The organism is Methylophaga frappieri (assembly GCF_000260965.1).
Taxonomy (GTDB): Bacteria; Pseudomonadota; Gammaproteobacteria; order Nitrosococcales; family Methylophagaceae; genus Methylophaga; species Methylophaga frappieri.
In genome coordinates, this window is sequence record NC_017856.1 from 1,913,333 (window position 1) to 1,935,303 (window position 21,971).

19 protein-coding genes are annotated in these 21,971 nt (G+C 47.8%); 6 read left to right on the top strand and 13 right to left on the bottom strand.

Going from position 1 to position 21,971, the window contains the following annotated elements:
* Positions 1-165 precede the first annotated feature (165 nt).
* Positions 166-1,650, top strand: a complete 1,485-nt coding sequence (locus Q7C_RS09110) for a RimK family protein (protein ID WP_014704454.1) — start codon at positions 166-168, stop codon at positions 1,648-1,650.
* 115 nt (positions 1,651-1,765) lie between these two features.
* Here the strand turns inward: Q7C_RS09110 and Q7C_RS09115 are convergent, their stop codons facing one another.
* The 5 genes from Q7C_RS09115 to Q7C_RS09135 all read right to left on the bottom strand — a co-directional run bounded on the left by Q7C_RS09115 (position 1,766) and on the right by Q7C_RS09135 (position 9,406).
* Entirely contained in the window at positions 1,766-2,872 is a 1,107-nt protein-coding gene (locus tag Q7C_RS09115) for a FecCD family ABC transporter permease (protein WP_202946503.1), read from the bottom strand.
* Positions 2,845-4,071: an ABC transporter substrate-binding protein gene (locus Q7C_RS09120; RefSeq protein ID WP_014704456.1), complete on the bottom strand. Its 1,227-nt coding sequence runs from the start codon at positions 4,069-4,071 to the stop codon at positions 2,845-2,847. Before Q7C_RS09120 ends, Q7C_RS09115 begins: the two co-directional genes overlap by 28 nt.
* Positions 4,071-5,078: an ABC transporter ATP-binding protein gene (locus Q7C_RS09125; RefSeq protein WP_014704457.1), complete on the bottom strand. Its 1,008-nt coding sequence runs from the start codon at positions 5,076-5,078 to the stop codon at positions 4,071-4,073. Before Q7C_RS09125 ends, Q7C_RS09120 begins: the two co-directional genes overlap by 1 nt.
* A complete protein-coding gene (locus Q7C_RS09130; RefSeq protein ID WP_014704458.1) occupies positions 5,078-7,216 on the bottom strand; it encodes a TonB-dependent siderophore receptor in 2,139 nt (712 codons plus the stop codon). The genes Q7C_RS09125 and Q7C_RS09130 overlap by 1 nt, the downstream gene beginning before the upstream one ends.
* A 129-nt stretch (positions 7,217-7,345) precedes the next feature.
* The gene (locus Q7C_RS09135; RefSeq protein WP_014704459.1) at positions 7,346-9,406 is read right to left on the bottom strand and encodes a TonB-dependent receptor; all 2,061 of its coding nucleotides are present in this window, start codon (positions 9,404-9,406) and stop codon (positions 7,346-7,348) included.
* A 145-nt stretch (positions 9,407-9,551) separates the two neighbouring features.
* On the opposite strand from Q7C_RS09135, the gene Q7C_RS09140 reads away from it, so the two are divergent.
* From Q7C_RS09140 to bfr, 4 genes are all read left to right on the top strand, one after another.
* Entirely contained in the window at positions 9,552-10,454 is a 903-nt protein-coding gene (locus tag Q7C_RS09140; RefSeq protein WP_014704460.1) for a DnaJ C-terminal domain-containing protein, read from the top strand.
* A gap of 11 nt (positions 10,455-10,465) precedes the next feature.
* A complete protein-coding gene (locus Q7C_RS09145; protein WP_014704461.1) occupies positions 10,466-11,839 on the top strand; it encodes a DegQ family serine endoprotease in 1,374 nt (457 codons plus the stop codon).
* A gap of 109 nt (positions 11,840-11,948) precedes the next feature.
* Complete coding sequence (gene gdhA, locus Q7C_RS09150; RefSeq protein ID WP_014704462.1) at positions 11,949-13,292, top strand: NADP-specific glutamate dehydrogenase; 1,344 nt, start codon at positions 11,949-11,951, stop codon at positions 13,290-13,292.
* A 67-nt stretch (positions 13,293-13,359) separates the two neighbouring features.
* Positions 13,360-13,839: a bacterioferritin gene (gene bfr / locus Q7C_RS09155; RefSeq protein ID WP_014704463.1), complete on the top strand. Its 480-nt coding sequence runs from the start codon at positions 13,360-13,362 to the stop codon at positions 13,837-13,839.
* Positions 13,840-13,926: 87 nt separating this feature from the next.
* Here bfr and Q7C_RS13785 read toward each other — a convergent pair whose 3' ends face one another.
* Complete coding sequence (locus Q7C_RS13785; RefSeq protein WP_014704464.1) at positions 13,927-14,283, bottom strand: hypothetical protein; 357 nt, start codon at positions 14,281-14,283, stop codon at positions 13,927-13,929.
* A 27-nt stretch (positions 14,284-14,310) separates the two neighbouring features.
* Complete coding sequence (locus Q7C_RS13790; RefSeq protein ID WP_014704465.1) at positions 14,311-14,604, bottom strand: ArsR/SmtB family transcription factor; 294 nt, start codon at positions 14,602-14,604, stop codon at positions 14,311-14,313.
* Positions 14,605-14,891: 287 nt separating this feature from the next.
* Between Q7C_RS13790 and Q7C_RS09170 the strand changes: the two genes are divergently transcribed.
* Positions 14,892-15,491, top strand: coding sequence for an exopolysaccharide biosynthesis protein (locus Q7C_RS09170; RefSeq protein WP_014704466.1), 600 nt, complete (start codon positions 14,892-14,894; stop codon positions 15,489-15,491).
* Positions 15,492-15,840: 349 nt separating this feature from the next.
* On the opposite strand, the gene Q7C_RS09175 is transcribed toward Q7C_RS09170, so the two are convergent.
* The 6 genes from Q7C_RS09175 to atpG all read right to left on the bottom strand — a co-directional run bounded on the left by Q7C_RS09175 (position 15,841) and on the right by atpG (position 21,964).
* Entirely contained in the window at positions 15,841-16,326 is a 486-nt protein-coding gene (locus Q7C_RS09175; protein WP_202946504.1) for a cupin domain-containing protein, read from the bottom strand.
* A gap of 690 nt (positions 16,327-17,016) precedes the next feature.
* A complete protein-coding gene (locus Q7C_RS09185; protein ID WP_041366689.1) occupies positions 17,017-17,721 on the bottom strand; it encodes a hypothetical protein in 705 nt (234 codons plus the stop codon).
* Positions 17,722-17,725: 4 nt separating this feature from the next.
* A complete protein-coding gene (gene glmU / locus Q7C_RS09190) occupies positions 17,726-19,090 on the bottom strand; it encodes a bifunctional UDP-N-acetylglucosamine diphosphorylase/glucosamine-1-phosphate N-acetyltransferase GlmU (protein ID WP_014704470.1) in 1,365 nt (454 codons plus the stop codon).
* A 138-nt stretch (positions 19,091-19,228) separates the two neighbouring features.
* The gene (locus Q7C_RS09195; RefSeq protein ID WP_014704472.1) at positions 19,229-19,651 is read right to left on the bottom strand and encodes a F0F1 ATP synthase subunit epsilon; all 423 of its coding nucleotides are present in this window, start codon (positions 19,649-19,651) and stop codon (positions 19,229-19,231) included.
* A 16-nt stretch (positions 19,652-19,667) separates the two neighbouring features.
* Positions 19,668-21,044, bottom strand: coding sequence for a F0F1 ATP synthase subunit beta (atpD, locus tag Q7C_RS09200; RefSeq protein WP_014704473.1), 1,377 nt, complete (start codon positions 21,042-21,044; stop codon positions 19,668-19,670).
* 53 nt (positions 21,045-21,097) lie between these two features.
* Positions 21,098-21,964: a F0F1 ATP synthase subunit gamma gene (gene atpG, locus Q7C_RS09205; RefSeq protein ID WP_014704474.1), complete on the bottom strand. Its 867-nt coding sequence runs from the start codon at positions 21,962-21,964 to the stop codon at positions 21,098-21,100.
* Positions 21,965-21,971: the final 7 nt, after the last annotated feature.

Consider the following 21,971-nt stretch of genomic DNA (forward strand, 5'->3'; position numbering starts at 1 on the left):
ACATGACATCAACGCTCCTGAAAAAGTTGGCGAAGAATAGGCGTTTTGTCGGATTTTGACCAGACAATCTGCTGCTTTGCAAAATTTTTTTGTTGCGTAACGGACGATTGGTTTTATCATGCACAAATTGGCATTAATCACTTTCTGGAGCGTGCTGCTGACTTTATGAGTAACCATTTGATAATTGTAGAAAATCTTGGTGACTGGGCACCTTACTTTCCAAGCGCTCAAGTCGTCGCCGTTGATGATTACTTGCAAAACCCGAGTGTGATTTCTGGTGGTCGCGCGCAAATCATCAATTTGTGCGGCAGCCTCGATTACCTCAGTCCAGGCTATTACTGCTCAATGGTCGCTGAAGCCCGTGATCATCGTGTGATGCCAAGTCTGCGTACTATCAATGATTTATCGCGTAAAAGTCTCTACGCCTTTGATCTGGGTGAGCTCAGCAACCAGCTGGATAAAGTGATTGCGGCCTGTGGCAAGCAGTCAGAAACACAGTTCAAACTCACCGTCTTTTTTGGTCAATGTGAATTCAAGGCACTGCAAAAGCTGGCGAGACAAATTTACGAGCAATATCCCTGCCCAATTCTGGAAATCGCGTTTACCCATAAAGGCCATTGGTTAATCAGTCAGATTCGGGCTGGCGCGTTGACCCAGCTTAATGAACACGATCAAGATTTATTCGCCAATGCGCTGGATGCATTCAGTCATAAACTGTGGCGAAAGCCCTCACGCCGCCGGCAATACCGCTATGACATGGCCATTTTGCATAACCCGCATGAGACGATGCCGCCAAGCGACGCTACTGCACTAAAGCGGTTTATCAGCAGTGGTAAACGTATTGGCATTGATGTCGAGCTGATTACGCCGCGAGATTACATTCGTTTGGCTGAATATGATGCCTTGTTCATTCGTGAAACGACGGCTATCGACAACCATACCTATAAATTCGCCCGTCGGGCCGAGAGTGAAGGCTTGGTGGTTGTCGATGACCCAACCTCCATTATTCGCTGCACCAACAAGATTTACCTTAAAGAATTGCTGGAAAAACATCAGTTGCCCATGCCTGAGTCGCATCTGCTTTACCGCAATGATACGACCGGGCTACAAAAACTGTGTGAGACAGCTTCGTTTCCGTTAGTTATGAAAATTCCGGATGGCGCGTTTTCCAAAGGGGTCATCAAGGTCAACAATGCCGATGAATTGCAAACCAATGCCGCTGCCTTTTTCCAGCAATCGGCCATTATCCTGTTGCAGGAATTTATGTTTACTGACTATGACTGGCGTATTGGCGTGTTTAATAACCAGCCCATCTACGCCTGTCAGTACTTTATGAGTAAAGGTCACTGGCAGATCTATAATCATAATAGTAAAAAAGGCACCGCCTCAGGCAAATCCACGGCCATACCGGTGTCAGAAGTACCGGAAAAAGTCCTTAAAATCGCCACCAAGGCGGCCAAATTAGTTGGCGACGGACTTTATGGTATTGATATTAAGCAGAGCGGCAACCGCATTGTTATCATCGAGGTCAATGATAATCCGAGCATCGACGCCGGTGTCGAAGACGATTATCTCGGCATGGCATTGTACGACGATATTATGCGGGAGTTTTTACGCCGACTGGAAGCCACTAAAGCGGCACGTGGCTAAGTTTGCATTGATTCAATGATCAGCAAAGATGCCAGATTGGTTCTGGCATCTTTCGCTTTTTATACCCGTTAGATTCCAGCCTATGCTGGAGTGATGAGATTAGATAGAACCGCTACTAACTGGAATGATGTAACGCTTTCGTTCGATACAGCATATATAACGCGATAGGCGCACCCACTAAACCGATAACCGCATTTAAATGGAATACATGTCGACTCCAGGGCATGTGCACCACCCAATCAGCCGCTAATCCCAACGTGGCGCCAATCAGTCCGGCTGCGGGTAATAAAATCCGATGATCGGCACTACGCATAAATGCCCGCGCCAGTTGCGCCGCCACCAGGCCCAGAAAAGCGACCGGACCACAAAAAGCCGTCACCACACCACATAACAAACCAATCACCATCAAGGTTATGGCTTTGACACGCCCCACCGCCACGCCCATTGATGCCGCATAATTTTCCCCCAACAATAAACTGTTTAACGGTTTAATCAGCGCGATACTGGCGATCAGCCCAACGATCACACAGGGAATCAGGATCTGTAATTGTTGATCGGTCGCCCCAGCGAAACTGGCATCATTCCAAATTTTGAAAGCCTGGGCCTGATTTTCATCAATAAAGTGCATCAGCATGCTGATTAATCCGACCGAAAAATAACCAATCATCAAGCCCATAATCAGCAGTGTTACCACCCCGACGCGACGCGACAGTAATGCCAATAACCCCAGAATGGCACAAGAACCCAAAATCGACGCGACGGCTAAGCCAATATCACCAATCAAACCGTAACGTAATAAAAACGCGTTGCCGACCACACCGGTCAACGTCACTAACAAAGCACAAGCCAATCGCGCGCCATGAACAATGCCTAACACATACGGATCGGCCAGTGGATTACGAAACAAGGTTTGTAGCATCAAGCCAGCCACCCCCAACGCCGCACCTGAAAATAAGGCATTTAATGCTCTTGGTAATCGAAATTCGAGAATAATATTGGCCCAGGCCGCATTAACCTCAGTGGTTCCCGTTAATACCGCTTCCCAGACGGCAGCAAGCGGAATCGCCACACTGCCTACGGTGAGTTCAGCAAAAAATAAGGCCAGCGTTAACAAACTGATCGCAGCCAGTAAAGCTTTTCGGCTCAACGCCGGCGAAAAAACGGAGCTTGTTGAAATCGTCTTTATCGTCATATCTAGGGTAACTGTCGTAGGAATTGCCATTCTGGTTCAGCCAGCGTTAAACGCTCGGGATGTAATACCGCAATCACTTCGGCTAACTGACGCTCTGGATGTGTCATGCTTTGGTCTTGAAAAGGTGACGCCCAGGCACCGGTGTAATCCCGATCCCACGCATAAACCTGATCGTTTTCCACTGACTGAAACCAGCCATGTAAGGGATTCGCGCTAATTAACGCGTTTTTATCTTTTTGTCCGGTCATCGTGCCTAACCACACATCGGCTTGATGGGCACCGGCATACACGGATTCAAATGGCAGAAAAATGAGGCTCCCTGCTCCTTGATGCGCAAAAATAAACTCGCCCCCTGCATCACGAATTAATTGGGCTTTTTGATTTTGCTGGGCAAACGTCTCAAAACTGGCACGGCTTGATAAATAGCCGGCCATCACCTTAGGTCGGTTGCTGACATCAGCGACTAACGCCTGCAAGGCATGATAACGTTCAACGCGTTGATTAAAAATGGCTTCAGCGTTGTTTTCGCGATTGGTCATCAACGCCAGCAGCTTTATCCATTCTGCTCTACCGAGTGGATGAGTTTCATGATGATCGGCTTGCGGTACAGCGGTAACGCCCAGCTCCCACAATCGAGGATGCATATTGCCGGCCGGATAAGCGGAATAAAAACTCAAATAGACATCGGCTTCAACCGACATCGCTTGCTCAATCGAGGCATGCCCATAACCCCACATGTCATGCACCAAACCTTGTTTAATGCGTTGTTGCACCGCAGGCACCGTGACGCCACGGGTGTTATGCGTGCCGTAAAGTCGATCAACGATGTCTAATTCAGCTAAAGCGCCTAATACCGAGGCGTTGCCAGCAATCAAACGCTGAATCGGCACTTGAATCACCGGTACATGCTTGGCTTGTTTTGGTAGCGGCGTGCCACATTGCACCAGCAAAAATTCTATTTGCTCACCGGTATTGGCATTGGGTTTGAACCTGACCCGTTTGTAATGTTGATGGTATTCCACAGAAAGTTGGGTGGAGTAAGCAAATTCCGTTTTATTCGGAAAATAATCTACATTGGGATCAAAATCCGCCACACAGGCATTATCGAGATTGGCAGTGGGAGATTGAGGCCCGATCGTCTGCTCAGGCCAGGACTCGCGTTCTGGCGGATCAATTTGTGAACATGCTGTTAACGTAACCAGCCAAAGTAAGCCTACTAACGCACGCATTAGGCTGGTGTCTCTTGCGTGGCCAATGGTTCTGTTTGTAAGCGTTTAATGACTTTGACCATTTGTGCCATGCTGTCGAACGCTTGATGCTGGGCATCAGCAATAGATAGCTGATATTGACCGGCATCGCTATGGATTCGTACTTGCGCGCTGTCACTTAGTCGACAACCAGCCCGTAACAAGGCTTTTTTAGCCCAGACAAAATGAATGCCGCTGCCCGTGAGTTTGACGGGAAAGTGGCCTTCACTGCCGACACGAAGTTCCGCATTTTCCAAATCAAACTGTAAGCCATCACTTTCGAAGGTCAGAGACAACGTCCCGCTCATGGCTAAATCTTCCGGCCCGCCAATATGTAATTGTCGCTGGCCATCAATCAGCCAAAACGTATCGGCATAACGCAGTGCCAAGTCCAGATCATGGGTGGACAGCAACACTGCTAACTGGTGTTGATGCGCCAAATCCTGTAACAGCTGTATGATTTCGATTCGTCTTGGTAAATCGAGAAACGCCGTCGCTTCATCCAGAATTAACACGTCAGGTTGTTGCGCCAGTGCTCTGGCAATCATCAGTTTTTGACGTTCTCCGTCAGAGAGTTCCGACACTAAACGCTGGGCCAGATAGCTTGCATCCGCTTTGTCCATGGCGTCAGCAATAATTTGATGATCGGCCTCACCCAGTTTGCCCGACCAGCCGATGTAGGGATAACGACCGAAACTTACCAGCTCTTCACCGCGTAATAATGGCGGCGTCACCCGTTCTGTTAACACTACGGCTAATCGTTTTGCGCGTTCCTGACTACTGAGTTGACTGATGGCCACATCACCCAAATTCACACTGCCGCTGACACTGACTTGCATGCCTGCCAACGTTCGAATTAATGTCGACTTTCCTGAGCCGTTTGCTCCAATTAAGCAGACAAATTCACCGGGTTGAACGGCTAAATCAACGGGCCCGATAAGTCGAGTCCGTTGATAGCCTACTTCCAGTTGATGCGTGGTTAAACTCATTAGAAACGCATGCCAAATGTCGCAAATAGGGTTCTTGGTGCGCCCGGGAAAGTCGGCACGAATGAACCACCTGAATCGTAGTAACGACGATCCGTCAGGTTATGCAGGGTTAACTGCACTTTATATTTATCTGCCACACCGAACCGATAAGCCACATTGGCATCCCAACGGGTATAGGAAGGTAGCTTAAAGTCATTGGCAGAGTTGGCCTGACGCGCGCCCACATAGTTCGCGCCCAATCCGACACTCAAGCCATCCAGTTGCCCCAGAAAGTCATAGGTTGACCAGATACTGGCGCTGCGGCGCGGCGCATTTTCCAGCAAGTTGCCTTCTAGACCGCTATCACTGTCTTCACTGACATAGGCTTTTAACTGGGTATAGTTCGCCAGTAAACGCCATTGCGGGGTGATGGCGTAAGGTATGTCAATTTCCCAGCCGCGACTCCGCTTTTCACCCACCTGAATCGAATAATTCCAATCAAGCGGATCCGAAACAACCCCATTCTCACGACGAATATCAAACCACGATACGGTTGGTTCTAAACGGCCATCCAATAAGCTCAATTTCACGCCGGTTTCCAGTTGCTCACCCTTTGATGGTGCAGGCAAGGTGCCACTGCGTAACATGCCACTAAACGGTTCGGTTAAGAATGACTCTGCCCAACTGGCATAAACTGAGATTTCTTCTACAGGCGTCCAAGTTACCCCTACACGCGGTGAAAACGCATCATCGTAACGGCGTAAAGCGTCATCAATCGGTAAATATTCAGCGTAGCCTTTGTTCTTGCTGCGGTCATAGCGCAAGCCTAATAACAAACGCCATTGCTCAGAAAATTTAATTTCATTCTGCAGGTAAACGCCGATCGTGTGACTGGAATATTTGGATGAATCAAAATGCGTCAACGGCCCTGATACGGCACCATATTGTGGGTTATATAAGCTAATTGGAATATTCACTGGGAAACCAAACGGACTGACATCCGCGTACCCATCAAAATCCCAGTAATCGTGATTGTAATCTGAACCAATCAGCACCCGATGCTCGACCTGACCGGTGTTAAACGTATTGCTCAGTTCGGCCATCACGGTAGCATCGACCTGTTTATCGACATTACGTCGTTTACTACGATTGACCATTGGATTACTCGGATCGGTGTAATCGACTGGCGCACCAAATCCATAGGCATACCAAAGCCCATCGGATCTAGCCCATGAACCTTGAATGCCGGTATGCAGTTTCCAGCCATTATCAAATTCATGATCGACCACTACGGAACCGAGCACGCTTTTGGTTTCAATATTCGCGTCAGGTTCGGCATAGCTGTTTTCAATCGGCACCGTCAGAAAAATCGGATCACTACCAAATCCGCGATCAAATCCGCCTTGCCGGTGACCGAGTTCCATTTCGGCATTTAAGGTGGTTTTAGGGGAGATTCGCCATTCTAGCACCGGCGAAATAAATTGCGATTCCGTATCCAGATTGTCACGGAAGCTGCCACTGTCTTGGAACGCCCCGGTCACCCGATAGCTGACGTTATCGGATAACGGCCCGGTAGTATCAAACGTGGCACGGTAAAAATCTTCACTGCCAGCGGTAAAATCGATTTCTGTTTGCGCAATATCTAACGGCTTTTTGGTCACCAGATTTACCACACCGCCCGGCTCGAAACGGCCATATAATGCTGATGCTGGTCCTTTAAGCACTTCGATTTGTTCAATATTGATTAACTCATCAACCGGTACAAATGCACTGCGTCGAAAACCATTTTTCAAGTTCGCATTTGTCGGAAAGCCACGTAGTCGAAAACGATCATTGCTACCGCCCCAGCCAACTTGCGGCGTCACACCTGGCACTGAACGCAACGCTTCACCCAGGGTAATTACGCCACGATCTTCCATTAATTCTCGGGTAACCGTTTGAATGGAAAACGGCGTTTCCTTAATTGAGGTATCACTTTTATTAGTGGAGGGTGCGACGGTTGAGCGATAAGCCCGTTCACGCGTGCCGGTTATCGTTAGCATGTCTAATGTGTAATCACTTTCTTGAATTACTGGCGCTTCTTCTGCTGAAACAGCCCCACTAAAAGATGCCATAACAATGAAAAGCAAAAAATTCTGCTTTTTTAAGCTATTTAACATGTTTGGAAAATTCCTAAAATTAAGTAAAACAATACATTATGATATATCATATCCATTGTAAGTGTAATTATAGCTGTACAAACAAAAACGGCCGCTGAGAAGCGGCCGTCTTATTGTGTTGCTTATCAATTAAAAGCGATAGCTGGCACCAACATGCAGGTAACGCTTTTCACCAACAAAATAGCGGTAATCCGGAATGTTAGCGTTGTAATCAGCCCGCTCTGCATACTCTGTATTAAAGAGATTTTGCACACGACCATATAAGGTCAGACTGCTATTCACCTCATGTGACAAATACAGGTTGAACACATCATGGCCTTCATATTTAAAAGTGTTGGCATCATTGAGATAGTATTCGCTCATGTGCAGCCACTCCAGCTCTGCCCGAGTCTGCTGGGTGGGATTCCAGCCTAACCGAATGTTTGCCATCCGTTTCGGCGCTGTTACCAGATAGCTGCCATCTTCAATGTTGGCATCAGCTTTATCAAAGTCGTATTCATGTTTGGCAAAAGTTACGTTAGCCGCGATATCAAACTGATCGTTAAACGGGTAGAACATGCCCAGTTCCAAACCGGTATGCTCGGTTTTACCATCAGGGACATTGGTATCCGCGCTATCTGTAAAGAAGTAATCACGCTTTTTCATGTGATAAGCGGCGATTTCATATTGCAGCCCTTCACCCAATTTGCGTACTCCTATTTCAATGCTATCGATTTCTTCTGAATCAGCGGTACCGCCATTTTCAGTTGGTCGAATTTGCGCCCGATATAAGTCAGTCGTTTGTGGCGCCCGGTTACCGCGTGCGTAGTTAATGAAGGCACTGGTGTCTTCACTTAACTCTTGAACCAGCCCCAGTTTTGGGCTCAAGTTGCTGAAGGTATCAACATCACTGTCTGGGCGCAGGTAACGACTGCTGCCAGCCAATGTACGAGAACCGGTATTGTTGGTGTAGTCATAACGAGTATATTCATAGCGCAGCCCCGCTGTCAGACGGGTTTTATCAAGTATCTGCCACTCTGAGTGCACATAGGGTGCGATGACCGTCGCATCGACATCATAGTCATAATGCACGCCCGGAATAAACGGTCCTGGAAATGGACGCGGGTTAAACTGAACTTCAGACAAACTGCCCTCTGTATATTCAAGGTCGGTACCAAAAATAACTTTGTGGCCACCCTCTAAATCTTTGGTGTAGGCACTTAACAAGCCAATGCTGCTATGTTTGTTTTTCTCAACCGGCTGCCCCGGCAGGAAGTGCATCAAAAATTCCATTTCGGTATGACGAACATAGGGTGTCAATCGAAACGTTGAACTATCGGTCAGTTGACGTTCCCACTCTGTCGAAAGCCGTGTCGATTTCGCATCACGATAAGCTTCCGGGTTAGGGTTTGTCCGAGACAGGGACTCATCCTCATAGGCTTTAAAACCAACGATATAACCGGCTGTTTCCTGATTCAGATTTGTATGACTAAAAATGGTTTTGAAAGAATCTCTTTCTCCATAATAATCGTGGCGAAAGCTGATTTTTTGTTGATCATAACCAGACTCGCTAACATAGCCACCATCAGTGGTACCAATGGCACTAAGCCGGTAGCCGTGACGCCCCACCGTATCACTAATCGTCCCTTTCAATTTGTATAAATCGTGTGGCCCGACAGAAATATCGATTTCGCGCTCCAAATCCAAAGATGGCGCCCGCGTTAATACATTCACCAAGCCATGTACGGCGTTTGAACCATAAAAAGCACTACCTGGGCCACGCACCACTTCCAGCCCGCCAGCCAATTCATAATTAGCTTCAAACAACCCATTTACGTTGGCAAAACCCGCTGCCCGCAAAGGAATGCCATCCTCCAAAAACAAGAAGGAACCGGCACCCGCGCCACCCGACAACACTGGCGAACGAATTGAGGTTAAATGCTCTTGACCATTACCGCGTTGCACATTGACCCCACTGACACGGTTAATGATCTGGGTGACATGATCAGGTCGGACCAAATCGATTTCTGCTTCAGAAACACGACCGGTATTACCAGACAACTCCAGCAACGGTGAAGCACTGCGGGTACCCGTAACCACCAACTCATCGAGTGTGGCGGTCTCATCGGCATCCTCTGCAGCGACACTGAGTGGCAAACCGGCACAAGCCAATGCCACATATAATGGTATTTTTTTAAATGATGTCATCATTGACAACCTTCCTGACAAAAACGTGAAATAGTGGAAATATGATTTCACAATGCTCCCGCTGAGACATCAGAAAAATCCTGAAATTGCTTGAAAACCGTTGGCTCACTCCCCATTTACCTGATTTAAATTAATAAGTACGACGGGCATGGAATATAAAGACTATTACAAAATTCTTGGCGTAGATCGTCAGGCCAGCGCCGACGAAATAAAGAAGGCGTACCGCCGCCTTGCGCGTAAATATCATCCTGATGTCAGTAAAGAAGCTGATGCGGAGGATCGTTTTAAAGAAGTGGGTGAAGCCTATGAGGTGCTTCGGGATGCCGAAAAGCGTGCCCAGTACGATCAATTTGGCGGCCAATACCGCCATGGTCAATCCTTCAATCCACCACCTGGCTGGGATGAGAGTGCAGGTGGCTTTGGTCAGGGTAACTTCAGCAGCTTCTTTGAAAATATGTTTTCCGGAATGGGGGGCGGCGGCCGGGGCCGTGGTGACCGTTTTTTTGCACAGGGTGAAGACGTTAACGCCAAGATTACCATTAGTCTCGAAGAGGCATTTAAAGGCGCCAGCAAAACCATCCGTCGCCCCACAGGGGCGACCCAGAATGGAACGGTTAATGTCAAAATTCCGGCCGGCGTCAGTCCGGGTCAAAAAATTCGTCTTAGCGGCCAAGGTAAGGCTGGCATGGGCGGCAAAGCCGGTGATTTATATTTAGAAGTACAGATTGCCAGCCACGCATTTTTCCGAATCGACGGTAAAGATCTCTATCTGGATTTACCTTTAAGTCCATGGGAAGCAGCACTCGGTACCAAAGTCACCGTGCCAACGCTGGCCGGAAAAATCAGTCTGACGATTCCTGCTGGCGCACGCAGTGGCCAGAAAATGCGCCTGAAAGGACGTGGTTTACCAGGTAAAACGGCGGGCGATCAGTTTGTGGTTTTACAAATTCAAACCCCGCCGGCGGCAACCGATACGCAGAAAGTGTTGTATCGAAAAATGGCAGATACCTTTGAGTTTAATCCCCGTGAGGCGATGGATAACGCATTCTGACGGAGCACATCATGACACACGTTAAATCTGCGATATTGTGGCTGGCAGGTCTCAGCCTCATCGGCCAATTAGCCTTTGCAGCCCTGCCTTTTCCGTGGTTGGGTTCAGACCAAAAAATGCCGACGCTGGCACCCATGCTCGACAGCAGCAAACCCGCTGTTGTCAACATTGCCACGCGTGCTGAAGTGGCCGTTCGCGATAACCCGTTGATGAACGATCCGTTCTTTAGACGTTTTTTTAACCTGCCAGATCGGCCCCGCACCAGACAGGCACAAAGTCTGGGCTCCGGCGTGATTTTTGATGCCAAAGCCGGTCTCGTGTTGACCAACAATCATGTCATCCAACGCGCTGATGAAATTACGGTTTCGTTATTTGATGGTCGCACGATGCAGGCGGAAGTTGTTGGTACCGATCCAGCAACGGATGTGGCACTGATAAAAATTCCTGCTGAAAATCTGCGAGCCCTGTCCTTGGCAGACTCAGACAAGTTAGCGGTGGGTGATTTTGTCGTCGCGATTGGCAACCCGTTTGGTCTAGGACAAACCGTTACTTCCGGTATTGTCAGCGCCCTTGGCCGTAGCGGACTCGGTCTGGAAGGCTATGAAAACTTTATTCAAACGGATGCCTCCATTAACCCCGGTAACTCGGGCGGCGCACTGGTCAACTTGCGTGGTGAATTGGTTGGCATTAATACCGCCATTTTCTCACCGCAAAATGCGGGCAATATTGGTATCGGTTTCGCCATTCCCAGTAACCTCGTCAAACAAGTGACTGACCACTTGTTGAAATATGGTGAAGTCAGACGCGCCTATCTGGGTGTGCAAATGCAGGATATTACGCCTGATTTGGCCGATGCATTTAATACTGACACGCAGACCGGCGCGGTTGTCACCCGTGTGCTTCCTGATTCAGCCGCAGAAAAAGCCGGCCTCAAAGTCGGTGATGTCGTGACGGCTGTGAATAATGTGTCACTGAAAAATGCCGCCAACATGCGAAACACCATCGGCTTGTTGATGGTCGGTCAAACTGTTGTGCTCGATATTGTCCGTGATGGCAAAGCAAAAACCTTGAAAACCAAAATCACGGAAACGCAGGTACAAAGCACCGCCAGTCAAAATGTCCATCCCAAGCTGGGTGGCGTGACGTTTGAAGATATTGACCAAACATCCCCATACTATGGACGGATTGAGGGCGTACTGATTTATCGGGTCGAACCGGATAGCCCTGCCTGGCAAGCGGGGTTGCGCGCCAACGATATTATTATCGCCGTTAATCAACGGCCAATCAAAAATCTCGAAGCACTGAAACCTTTGGTGCAAAATCAGTCTGATCTCATCATCCGGCTGGTTCGGGGTGACCGCACACTGCGCTTGCTGTTACGCTAACTTTACAATGCCTTGCCTGTGAACCGGCTTCGGCCGGTTCTTTGTATTCCACGCCATGTCTGTCATTGGCGATCGAAAATCATATTTTATGACCATTAGAAGGCCCACCATGAGCAAAGACGCTTCTGCAATCACTACACTTTACGACCGCATTGTTGCGCGTAACCCCGGCGAACCCGAATTTCATCAGGCATTACATGAAGTTCTGGAAACACTCACCCCCGTATTAGCGCGGCACCCAGAATACCAACGTCACAATATTATCGAGCATCTGTGCGAGCCTGAACGTCAAATCATTTTCCGTGTGCCGTGGCAGGATGATGCCGGACAAATACAAATCAATCGCGGCTTTCGTATTAACTTTAATAGCGCGATTGGGCCGTACAAAGGTGGCCTGCGCTTTCACCCTGCCGTTACCATTGGCACCATGAAATTTCTGGCGTTTGAACAAACCTTTAAAAATGCGTTGACGGGCTTACCGATTGGCAGCGGTAAAGGGGGAGCGGACTTTGATCCTAAGGGTAAATCTGATGCGGAAGTCATGCGCTTTTGCCAAAGCTTTATGACCGAGCTGTACCGGCATATTGGGGATTCAACCGACGTCCCTGCTGGCGATATTGGCGTTGGTACCCGTGAAATTGGTTATCTGTTTGGCCAGTACAAACGCATTACCAACCGATATGAGTCCGGCGTAATAACTGGCAAAAGCCCCGGCTGGGGTGGCACCGTTATTCGCAAAAAAGCCACCGGTTATGGCGTCGTTTACTTCGCCGAAGCCATGCTCGCCATGAAAGAGACCGAGTTATGTAATAAAACCTGTGTGGTTTCCGGCTCAGGTAATGTCGCCCTGTATGCCATCGAAAAACTGCATTCGATTGGCGCCCGCGTCATTGCCTGCTCGGACTCTGATGGTGTCATCATTGATGAAAACGGCCTGGATATCAAAACCCTGATTCAGATTAAAGAGCAGGATCGTGACAGGCTAACCGCTTACCGTGATCATCACCCCCATGCGGAATACATTAAAAACGGTAATATTTGGGATATTCCCTGTGACGTTGCTTTTCCTTGTGCAACGCAAAATGAACTCCACGAAAAGGATGCCAACAAGCTTATTCAGCAAGGCTGTATTGCCGTTTGCGAAGGCGCCAATATGCCCTGCACGCCGGAAGCCGTTGCCGTCTTTCTGGATAATCAGATTGCCTATGGGCCCGGTAAAGCAGCCAATGCAGGCGGTGTGGCTTCTTCTGCACTTGAAATGCAACACAATGCCACGCGCCACTCCGGATTTGAATACAGTGAAGAACGGCTATATGAGATCATGAACAATATTCACCGCCAGTGCTGCCAAACTGCCGAAGAATTTGGCGTGCCCGGCAACTACGTTGTCGGTGCTAATATTGCCGGTTTCAGACGCGTGGCCGATGCCATGCTGGCTTTTGGTGTCATTTAACCGACCTCGACAACTTACAGCCAAGCCGCCACAATATTCTTATCGACTTAACATTACAGGAGCCGCCATGAAAGGCAGCCAAAAAGTGATTGATTTACTCAACAAACTGTTGGCGGGTGAGCTGACCGCCATGGATCAGTACTTTATTCATTCGCGCATGTACGAAGATTGGGGGCTGACCCGTCTTTACAACCGCATCGCACACGAAATGCAGGATGAAACCGATCACGCCGATCAAATGATCAAACGTCTGCTATTTCTGGAAGGCACCCCGGATTTAACACATCGTGAACCGTTACGTGTAGGTAAAACGGTACCGGAAATGCTGCAAAACGATCTGGATTTGGAATACGCCGTCGTCAACAACCTGCGCCAAGGAATCGCCCTGTGTGAAGCGGAAGGGGACTACGAAACCCGGCAAATGCTGCTGCAACAGCTGCAAGACACCGAACTTGACCATACGCACTGGTTGGAGCAACAGCTTGGTCTGATTGAGAAAACCGGCCTTGCCAATTACCTACAGGCCATGACCTTAGCCGAAGCCTGATTTTTAGCAAACCCAACATAAAAAACCAAAAAACCGGGCGTTATCGCGAAGTATTTGATAACGCCCGGTGTCTTTTGTCCTGACAAATTAGCCTGACACCACCTTAACCGCACCGTGGTCATCACAATGATCGCCATGCGGGTGATGCAAGTGACCAGCCACGAGATAATCTACGTGATCACCATGCGGCACTGCCTCATGACCGCAATCAGGTCCATGAACATGGCCCTCGGCATGACCGCTGCAATCATGACCATGGTCACAACCATCCGGATTTTCAGCCGTGACTTCAAGCCGGTGTTCATCGACATGATCCTGATGCGGGTGATGCAAATGCCCATCATGTAAATAATCGACATGATCACCGTGTTTAATTGCCGTATGGCCACAATCTGGACCATGTTGATGCGTGTGTGAGCCATGATGTTCGTTACACGTTGCCATAATCTATTCTCCTAATGAGGTTTATCCCTACTCGTTCACATGCTCTAAAGCGTTGTGAATCAGTTCCAAAACATGCTGATCGGCAATCGAATAAATTGCAGACTGCCCTTCCCGACGACGTGTCACCAAATTGGCTTGCAGTAACACTTTTAAACGCGCCGAGACCGTTCCGATCCGTTCTCCTGTCACCTCTGCCAGATGACTGACTGAGGAAGACTGCTCTGCCAAAATCGCCAGTGTCCGCAAACGGCCAGCATCCGATAACGCATGAAATAACGCCGCGGCTTCAGTGTATTGAGAAAGAACGTATTGGTTTTGCACTTATCAATCCATTAATCTAATGAACGATAGAATATCGGATTATTAATGGCCCTGTCTAGCTCTTTACTAAATTATTTGGCGTTATGTCTTAACTGAGATCTGAACAATAGCCATCATACCGGCTCAGATGGAACCTCCGTAAACTCCCGAATGTTAATGGTTTTTAGATTAAACGTTTATTTAAACTGTCACGGCGAGCAGGTAAAGTAGACCCCTTCAAATTCATCACCCGCAAGGGTCATCAGATTTATAACAAAATAACGGCTTAACGATAGCAGGTAACTTTTATGGGGCAACATGAGGCAGTGACCAATCTCGAACAATTGCTTGATTGTCTCGCTGAAGCAGCAGAGAAAAACCGTAATGGAAAAGTCTCTATTGCCACCATCATGGAGATGATTGGCCATCGTTCATTTGGGCCATTATTGTTGCTGGCTGGACTGGTCATATTGGCACCCGTTATCGGTGACATCCCTGGCGTACCAACCATCATGGCGTTTTTTGTTTTATTGATGGCGATTCAATTGCTGCTTGGACAACAACATTTCTGGTTACCCAACTGGTTACAGGAACGTGCGATAGACAGCGACAAACTCAGTAAAGCCATAGATTGGTTGAGAAAACCGGCCCGCTTCATCGATAAATTGATTCAACCAAGACTACTTATATTAGTGAGCGGCAAAGCCAAATATGCGATTGCCAGCGCCGCCATCATGATTGCTTTATTGTTACCGTTTATGGAAGTGATTCCGTTCAGTGCCAATGCCGCCGGCATTGCTCTGCTGGCATTTGGTTTGGCGTTAATAGCTCGAGATGGTGTTTTAGCATTGCTGTCTTTTGTGGTGACCGCTTTGACAGTAGGCTTTATTGGCACCAGTTTGTTATAAACTCTGGCAAATCTACGCTCATACCTGATATTTATTTAAGTGATTAATTAAAAGCTTATTTCGCCTTAATGGCGAGTCAGGGAAATGTGTGCCCATTTCCCTGACCGCTTGCGTTACTCAGTTTATCCGGGGATTGGCCAACCCTCGCTACGCTTACAAATTTGGACGTCGGAGACGCCCTAAAGGTGAGTGGCATGGATGCATAAGCCAAATTAAATGAACGCCCCGCCCCGCGACAACATCTGAAGTTAAAAAAAGAAGATATACTCGCAACAATGCCTGTAAAACGCTCAATTAAGTTGCTGAACCGGTGACGTTATAGGATCAATTATTTCTGACTCTTATGGTTCTATGGATTATTTCTAGGATCATCCTCGGGATCGATATACGTAATATCCCACGGGCCGGTGGCAATCAGTTCAACAATGGTTTCTTCATCGCTTGTCCAGACATAATGCGAATGACCGGCAGGCAACACAAAGCTGTCACCAACGTTCAACACCTCACCGTTTGTTTTATCAAACGTTTCGCCCATACCATTGCCTAGCTTGCCTTTCAGGACGGTAATTACTTCGGTAAACGGATGAGTATGGGCCGGGATCGGGTAATCCGCCGGAAATTTCAACCAGGCAATAAATACCCCGGCTTTGGTCGGGTCGCCAACCAGCACAACACTCTCTGCACCAGCCGGTAAAATTGCCTCTGGCTGCCAATTCACCTCATCAGCGCGAAATGACTGCATCTTATCTGCTGTCATCCGTTCAATTTGATCTTGCGCCAATGCCGTACCATTCAATGCCAGCAACATACTGGCAATAAAAATCAGCTTCATCATTGTGTCCTTATGCAAAAAAATTTATAAAACAGCATTGTTGCTGTCCTGATCAAAATCATACGACTGTGACGCCACAAAGGCGTGTGCAAATCTCAGCCTGTTAGTCAGGAATTTGCTGAAAATACTCATCCCTCCGGAAAAGGTCAGTACAGGCTACGAAAAAGTCCATCAATCCCGTCTATTGTCGCCAAAATCCGCCTTGTTTTATGAGTGGAGTGATCGAGTGTTTGGAGGCCAGAAACGCCTAAAGGGTGATTGGCATAGATGCACGAATCAAGCCTAGCCACCATCAGATCTGAATGCTGTCATTCCTCGCCAGCACAAACGGGGAGAGTGGGCTTTTTGTCCCGTTTTATTGCCGCCAAAAATTGAGTTTGTTTGATGGAAGAAGTGGTCGAGTGTTTGAGCGCTAGCGAGTTGTCGACCACGCCATCAAACAAGCTTAATTTTTGGGAGAAGGCAATATCGGGTGCCCTTTTGTTTGGTTCGTTTATTTTGGGCATGCAAAATAAATGAACGCCCCGCGGCAGCGTGTGAGTGTAGGTCAACAACAGAGTTTTGTATTTTTATACTGACCCCAAATATTTAGGTAGAACTGTTTAGCTCAATAGCATCTTTTCTGATTTGATTAGCTTATTATTAAGCTAGTCATGACCCCATAGCTCTTTAAACTCCGAGCAAGCTATCAATCTAGTCTTCTGGGTAGAGGAGGTTTTTTGCCTTTCGAAGTTTTTCTATGGCAATCTTATTTTGTCTGATTCCTTCATTAGTTGCTGTATAAAGCTCACTGGTTAGTGATTTAAGTTTTGTAACCCAGCCGTCCCCAATGTGCTGAGTCATCTGCACTTCAGAAACATATCTCCCAACACCATGCTCTATCAATGATTGTTGCACAGCTTGATACTCTGTATCACGCTCTTGAGAGACATTAAATGCTGATCTGGCAACCCACTCAGCATGAAGTATAGCTTCGATCAGATAGCCATTTTTAGCCCCTAAAGCAGAATATAAAGAACCAATATCATGAGTGCTCTCTTGTGTCATCTTCAAGCCTATGAGGTTTATTTTTATCCACCTCTCTGCACTTGGATGATCTCCAAAATGCTTCAATAGCTTTTCACACATATCATGGTACTGCTGACACAACATCAATGACGTGAAGATTACTCTAATATTTTCTTCATTTCTGGCAGTGTCTTCACGCTTTGCTTGCCAAAGCATGGCAGCTCTTGTACCAGTAAAGGCACCTGCAAGAGCAGAAGTAAAAGCTATTAAAAATTGTCCAAAAAATTGACTCATCATATTTATATCAAAGAAGACAAAATAACAAACAAGGGCTATCGTTAAATAGCTTATTGCTCCATGATAAACTCCGCCGTTAATTTGATCTTTCAATCCATCACTTCTTCTTAACCGGCCTCTTCCACCCCTCAACCGTCTTCTGCTTAGAAACAGTCAAAGTCAAAGCATCAGAAGGCGCCGTTTTACGAATCGTCGAACCCGCCCCAATCGTCGCCCCATCCTCAACAGTAACAGGCGCAACCAACTGCGTATCCGACCCCACAAACACCCGATCCCCAATCACAGTGCGGTGCTTATTCGCCCCATCATAGTTACAAGTAATGGTACCGGCACCAATATTCACATCCGCACCCATATCGGTATCACCGATATAGCTCAGATGATTCACCTTGGAACCCAGACCGATATTGGCATTTTTCACTTCAACGAAGTTACCGATCTTGGCTTTGGCAGCGAGTACAGAACCCGGACGCAGACGGGCATAAGGACCGACTGAACAGTTTGCACCGACCTCAGCATTTTCAATAATGCTGTTCGGCAGAATCTCCGCACCTTCATGGATAATGCTGTTGATAATGATGCTATTGGCACCAATGCTGACGTTATCGGCGATTGTATTCGTACCTTCAAAGATGACGTTGATATCAACGGTTATGTCCTGTCCGGCAGTAATCTCGCCACGGATATCAACTCGTGCCGGGTCACGAAACGTCACCCCAGCCATCATCAAATCCGTAGCACGATTTTGTTGATAATAACTTTCCAGTTCGGCGAGCTGGACGCGATTATTGACACCGGCGACTTCCATCTCGTCTTCACAGATCACGGATTCGATGTGCATGCCTTGTGCAGCCGCTTTGGCAATCAAATCGGTCAGATAATATTCGCCTTGGGCATTGTTGTTATCTAACTGGCTTAACGCTTCAGCCAACCATGCCGAAGGAATACATAGGATGCCGGTATTGACTTCATTAATCTGGCGCGTTGCTTCATCGGCATCTTTTTCTTCGACAATCTGCACAATATTGTCCGCATCATCACGGACAATCCGACCATAACCCGTTGGGTTTTCTAATAAAGCGGTGAGAATTTTCAGGGTATTATCGCCACCGGTGTTAATCAGTTCATCCAGCGTATTGAGCTCTATCAGTGGCACATCCCCATACAACACCAAGGTTTGCTGTGATTCAGCAAATAACGCTTTGGCCTGATCAACCGCATGTCCCGTCCCTTTTTGTTCCTGTTGCATCACGGTCGTTATACCTTGAGCTTCAACATAGGGGACAACCGTTTCAGCGCCATTGCCACAGACAACGACAAGTGGTTGGGGATTCAATTGCTTTGCTGTATCAATGACATGTTGCAATAAGGCTTTGCCACCTAATTGATGCATGACTTTAGGTTGGCTGGATTTCATGCGCGTGCCTTTGCCAGCGGCAAGAATAACGATAGACAGGGACATAAACACTCTGATTTGTTGGAGATAATTAACGCCATGATACCTGATGTGCTGTTTGCGGACACGGCTAGCATCACCACGAATTTTCAGGCAAAAAAAAGGCCGTCATCAGACGGCCCCGGATTACAATGGCAAGGTTTCTTAACGACCTTTACCTTTACGCATCCGTTCAATGCTTCGTAACTGTGCCATCGCTTCTGCTAGCTGTGCAGCGGCTTCGGCATAATCAACTTTATCGGTTTTATCGTGCAGCGCTTTTTCTGCTGCCGCCTTGGCTTCCAATGCTGCTGCTTCATCAACATCATTGGCGCGTAAAGCGGTATCCGCCAAAATTGTTACGGTATGCGGTTGCACTTCCAACATGCCACCAGAAACATAAAAATGCTCTTCACTACCGTCTTTTAAGAGTCGGACTTCGCCCGGCTTTAAACGTGTCATTAACGGCGTATGGCGTGGATAAATACCAATCTCACCTTCTTGAGCAGAGGCAATCACGGCTTCGACAGAGCCAGAATAAATGGCTTGTTCGGCACTTACGATGTCAACATGGATAGTCATAGCCATCCGTTACCTCCGAAAATTAATATTTCTTGGCTTTCTCAACGGCTTCTTCGATGGTACCAACCATATAGAACGCTTGTTCAGGCAGCGCATCATACTCGCCATCCAGAATGCCACGGAAGCCGGCCAGCGTATCTTTCAAAGAAACATACTTACCAGGTGCACCGGTAAAGACTTCGGCAACGAAGAACGGCTGAGACAGAAAACGCTGGATCTTACGAGCACGGGATACGGTCTGTTTATCTTCTTCAGACAGTTCGTCCATACCCAGAATCGCGATGATGTCTTTCAATTCTTTATAACGTTGCAAGGTACCCTGAACGCCGCGAGCAACCTCATAGTGATCGTTACCAACAACCAGTGGATCCAGCTGACGTGAAGTCGAATCCAGCGGGTCAATCGCAGGATAGATACCCAGCTCAGCAATAGAACGTGACAGTACAACGGTCGCGTCCAAGTGAGCAAAGGTGGTGGCTGGAGATGGGTCAGTCAAGTCATCCGCAGGTACGTATACCGCTTGGATAGAAGTGATAGAACCGACTTTAGTTGAGGTAATACGTTCTTGCAGTACACCCATTTCTTCAGCCAGAGTTGGCTGATAACCTACCGCAGAAGGCATACGACCCAACAGGGCAGATACTTCGGTACCGGCCAGTGTGTAACGGTAGATGTTATCAACGAAGAACAGAACGTCACGGCCTTCATCACGGAAGAATTCCGCCATGGTCAGACCGGTCAACGCAACACGCAGACGGTTACCTGGTGGCTCATTCATCTGACCGTAGACCAGAGATACTTTGTCGATAACGTTTGAATCTGTCATTTCATGATAGAAGTCGTTACCTTCACGGGTACGCTCACCAACACCGGCGAATACAGAGTAACCACTGTGCTCGATCGCGATGTTACGGATCAGCTCCATCATGTTAACGGTTTTACCAACACCGGCACCACCGAACAGACCAACTTTACCCCCCTTCGCAAACGGGCAAACCAGGTCGATAACTTTAATACCGGTTTCCAGCAGTTCGTTACTGGCTGCCAGTTCATCAAAGGTCGGTGCTTTACGGTGGATGCCCCAACGTTCTTCTTCACCAATATCGCCTTTTTCGTCGATAGGGTTACCTAGAACGTCCATGATACGGCCCAATGTCTGTTTACCCACTGGCACGCTGATCGCTTTGCCGGTGTTGTTGACCGCGAGACCACGTTTCAAACCATCGGTGGTACCCATGGCAATCGCACGGACCACGCCGTCACCAAGTTGTTGTTGAACTTCAAGTGTCAGACCAACTTCATCAACCAGTAGCGCGTCATAAACTTTTGGCAGACTGTCGCGGGGAAATTCCACGTCAACGACCGCACCGATAATTTGTACAATCTTTCCAGAGCTCATCTCGCTTCCTCTTTCAAATAGGTTCGGGCTGCTCTCAGCCCCTGTTATTCCAGTTATACCGCAGCAGCACCCGCGACAATCTCAGAGATTTCCTGCGTAATCGCAGCTTGGCGGGCCTTGTTATAGACCAGTTGCAAATCATCAATAAGATTGCCGGCATTGTCGGTCGCATTTTTCATCGCGATCATGCGCGATGCTTGTTCACAAGCGATGTTTTCAACGACACCTTGATAAACCAGCGACTCAATGTAACGAACCAGCAGATCATCCAATACTTCTTTGGCATCTGGTTCGTAAATGTAATCCCAGTGGTGCGCCAGATTTTCGTCTGGCTTTTCAGGTTTCGCAGGCAGCAGGCGGACAATCTTGTCTTCCTGGGTCATCGTGTTGATGAACTGGTTGTAAACCAGATACAGCGCATCAATTTCGCCAGACTCGTATTTGTCCAGCATCACCTTGACTGTACCAATAAGCTCATGTGCTCGTGGCGCATCACCCAACTGCACCGCCTGACCAACCAGATTGACTGGCAGACGAGTAAAGAATGAAGATGCCTTTTGACCGATGGTACAAACATCAATTTCGATGCCTTGGTCCGCTTTTTGGCGGATTTCAGTCAACACTTCTTTGAACAAATTATTGTTCAGACCACCACACAAGCCCCGGTCCGAAGACACGACGATGTAACCCACCCGTTTACTCTCTTCCCGATCTTGCAGATACGGATGTTTGTATTCGGGATGGGCAAAAGCCAAATGCTGAATCACATTGTAAATTTTATCCGCATAAGGACGCGTCGCTGCCATGCGTTCCTGAGCTTTACGCATTTTACTGGCAGCCACCATCTCCATCGCAGAGGTGATTTTCTGCGTGCTTTTGATGCTTGCTATCTGTGTGCGTATCTCTTTACCGCTAGCCATTTATAAT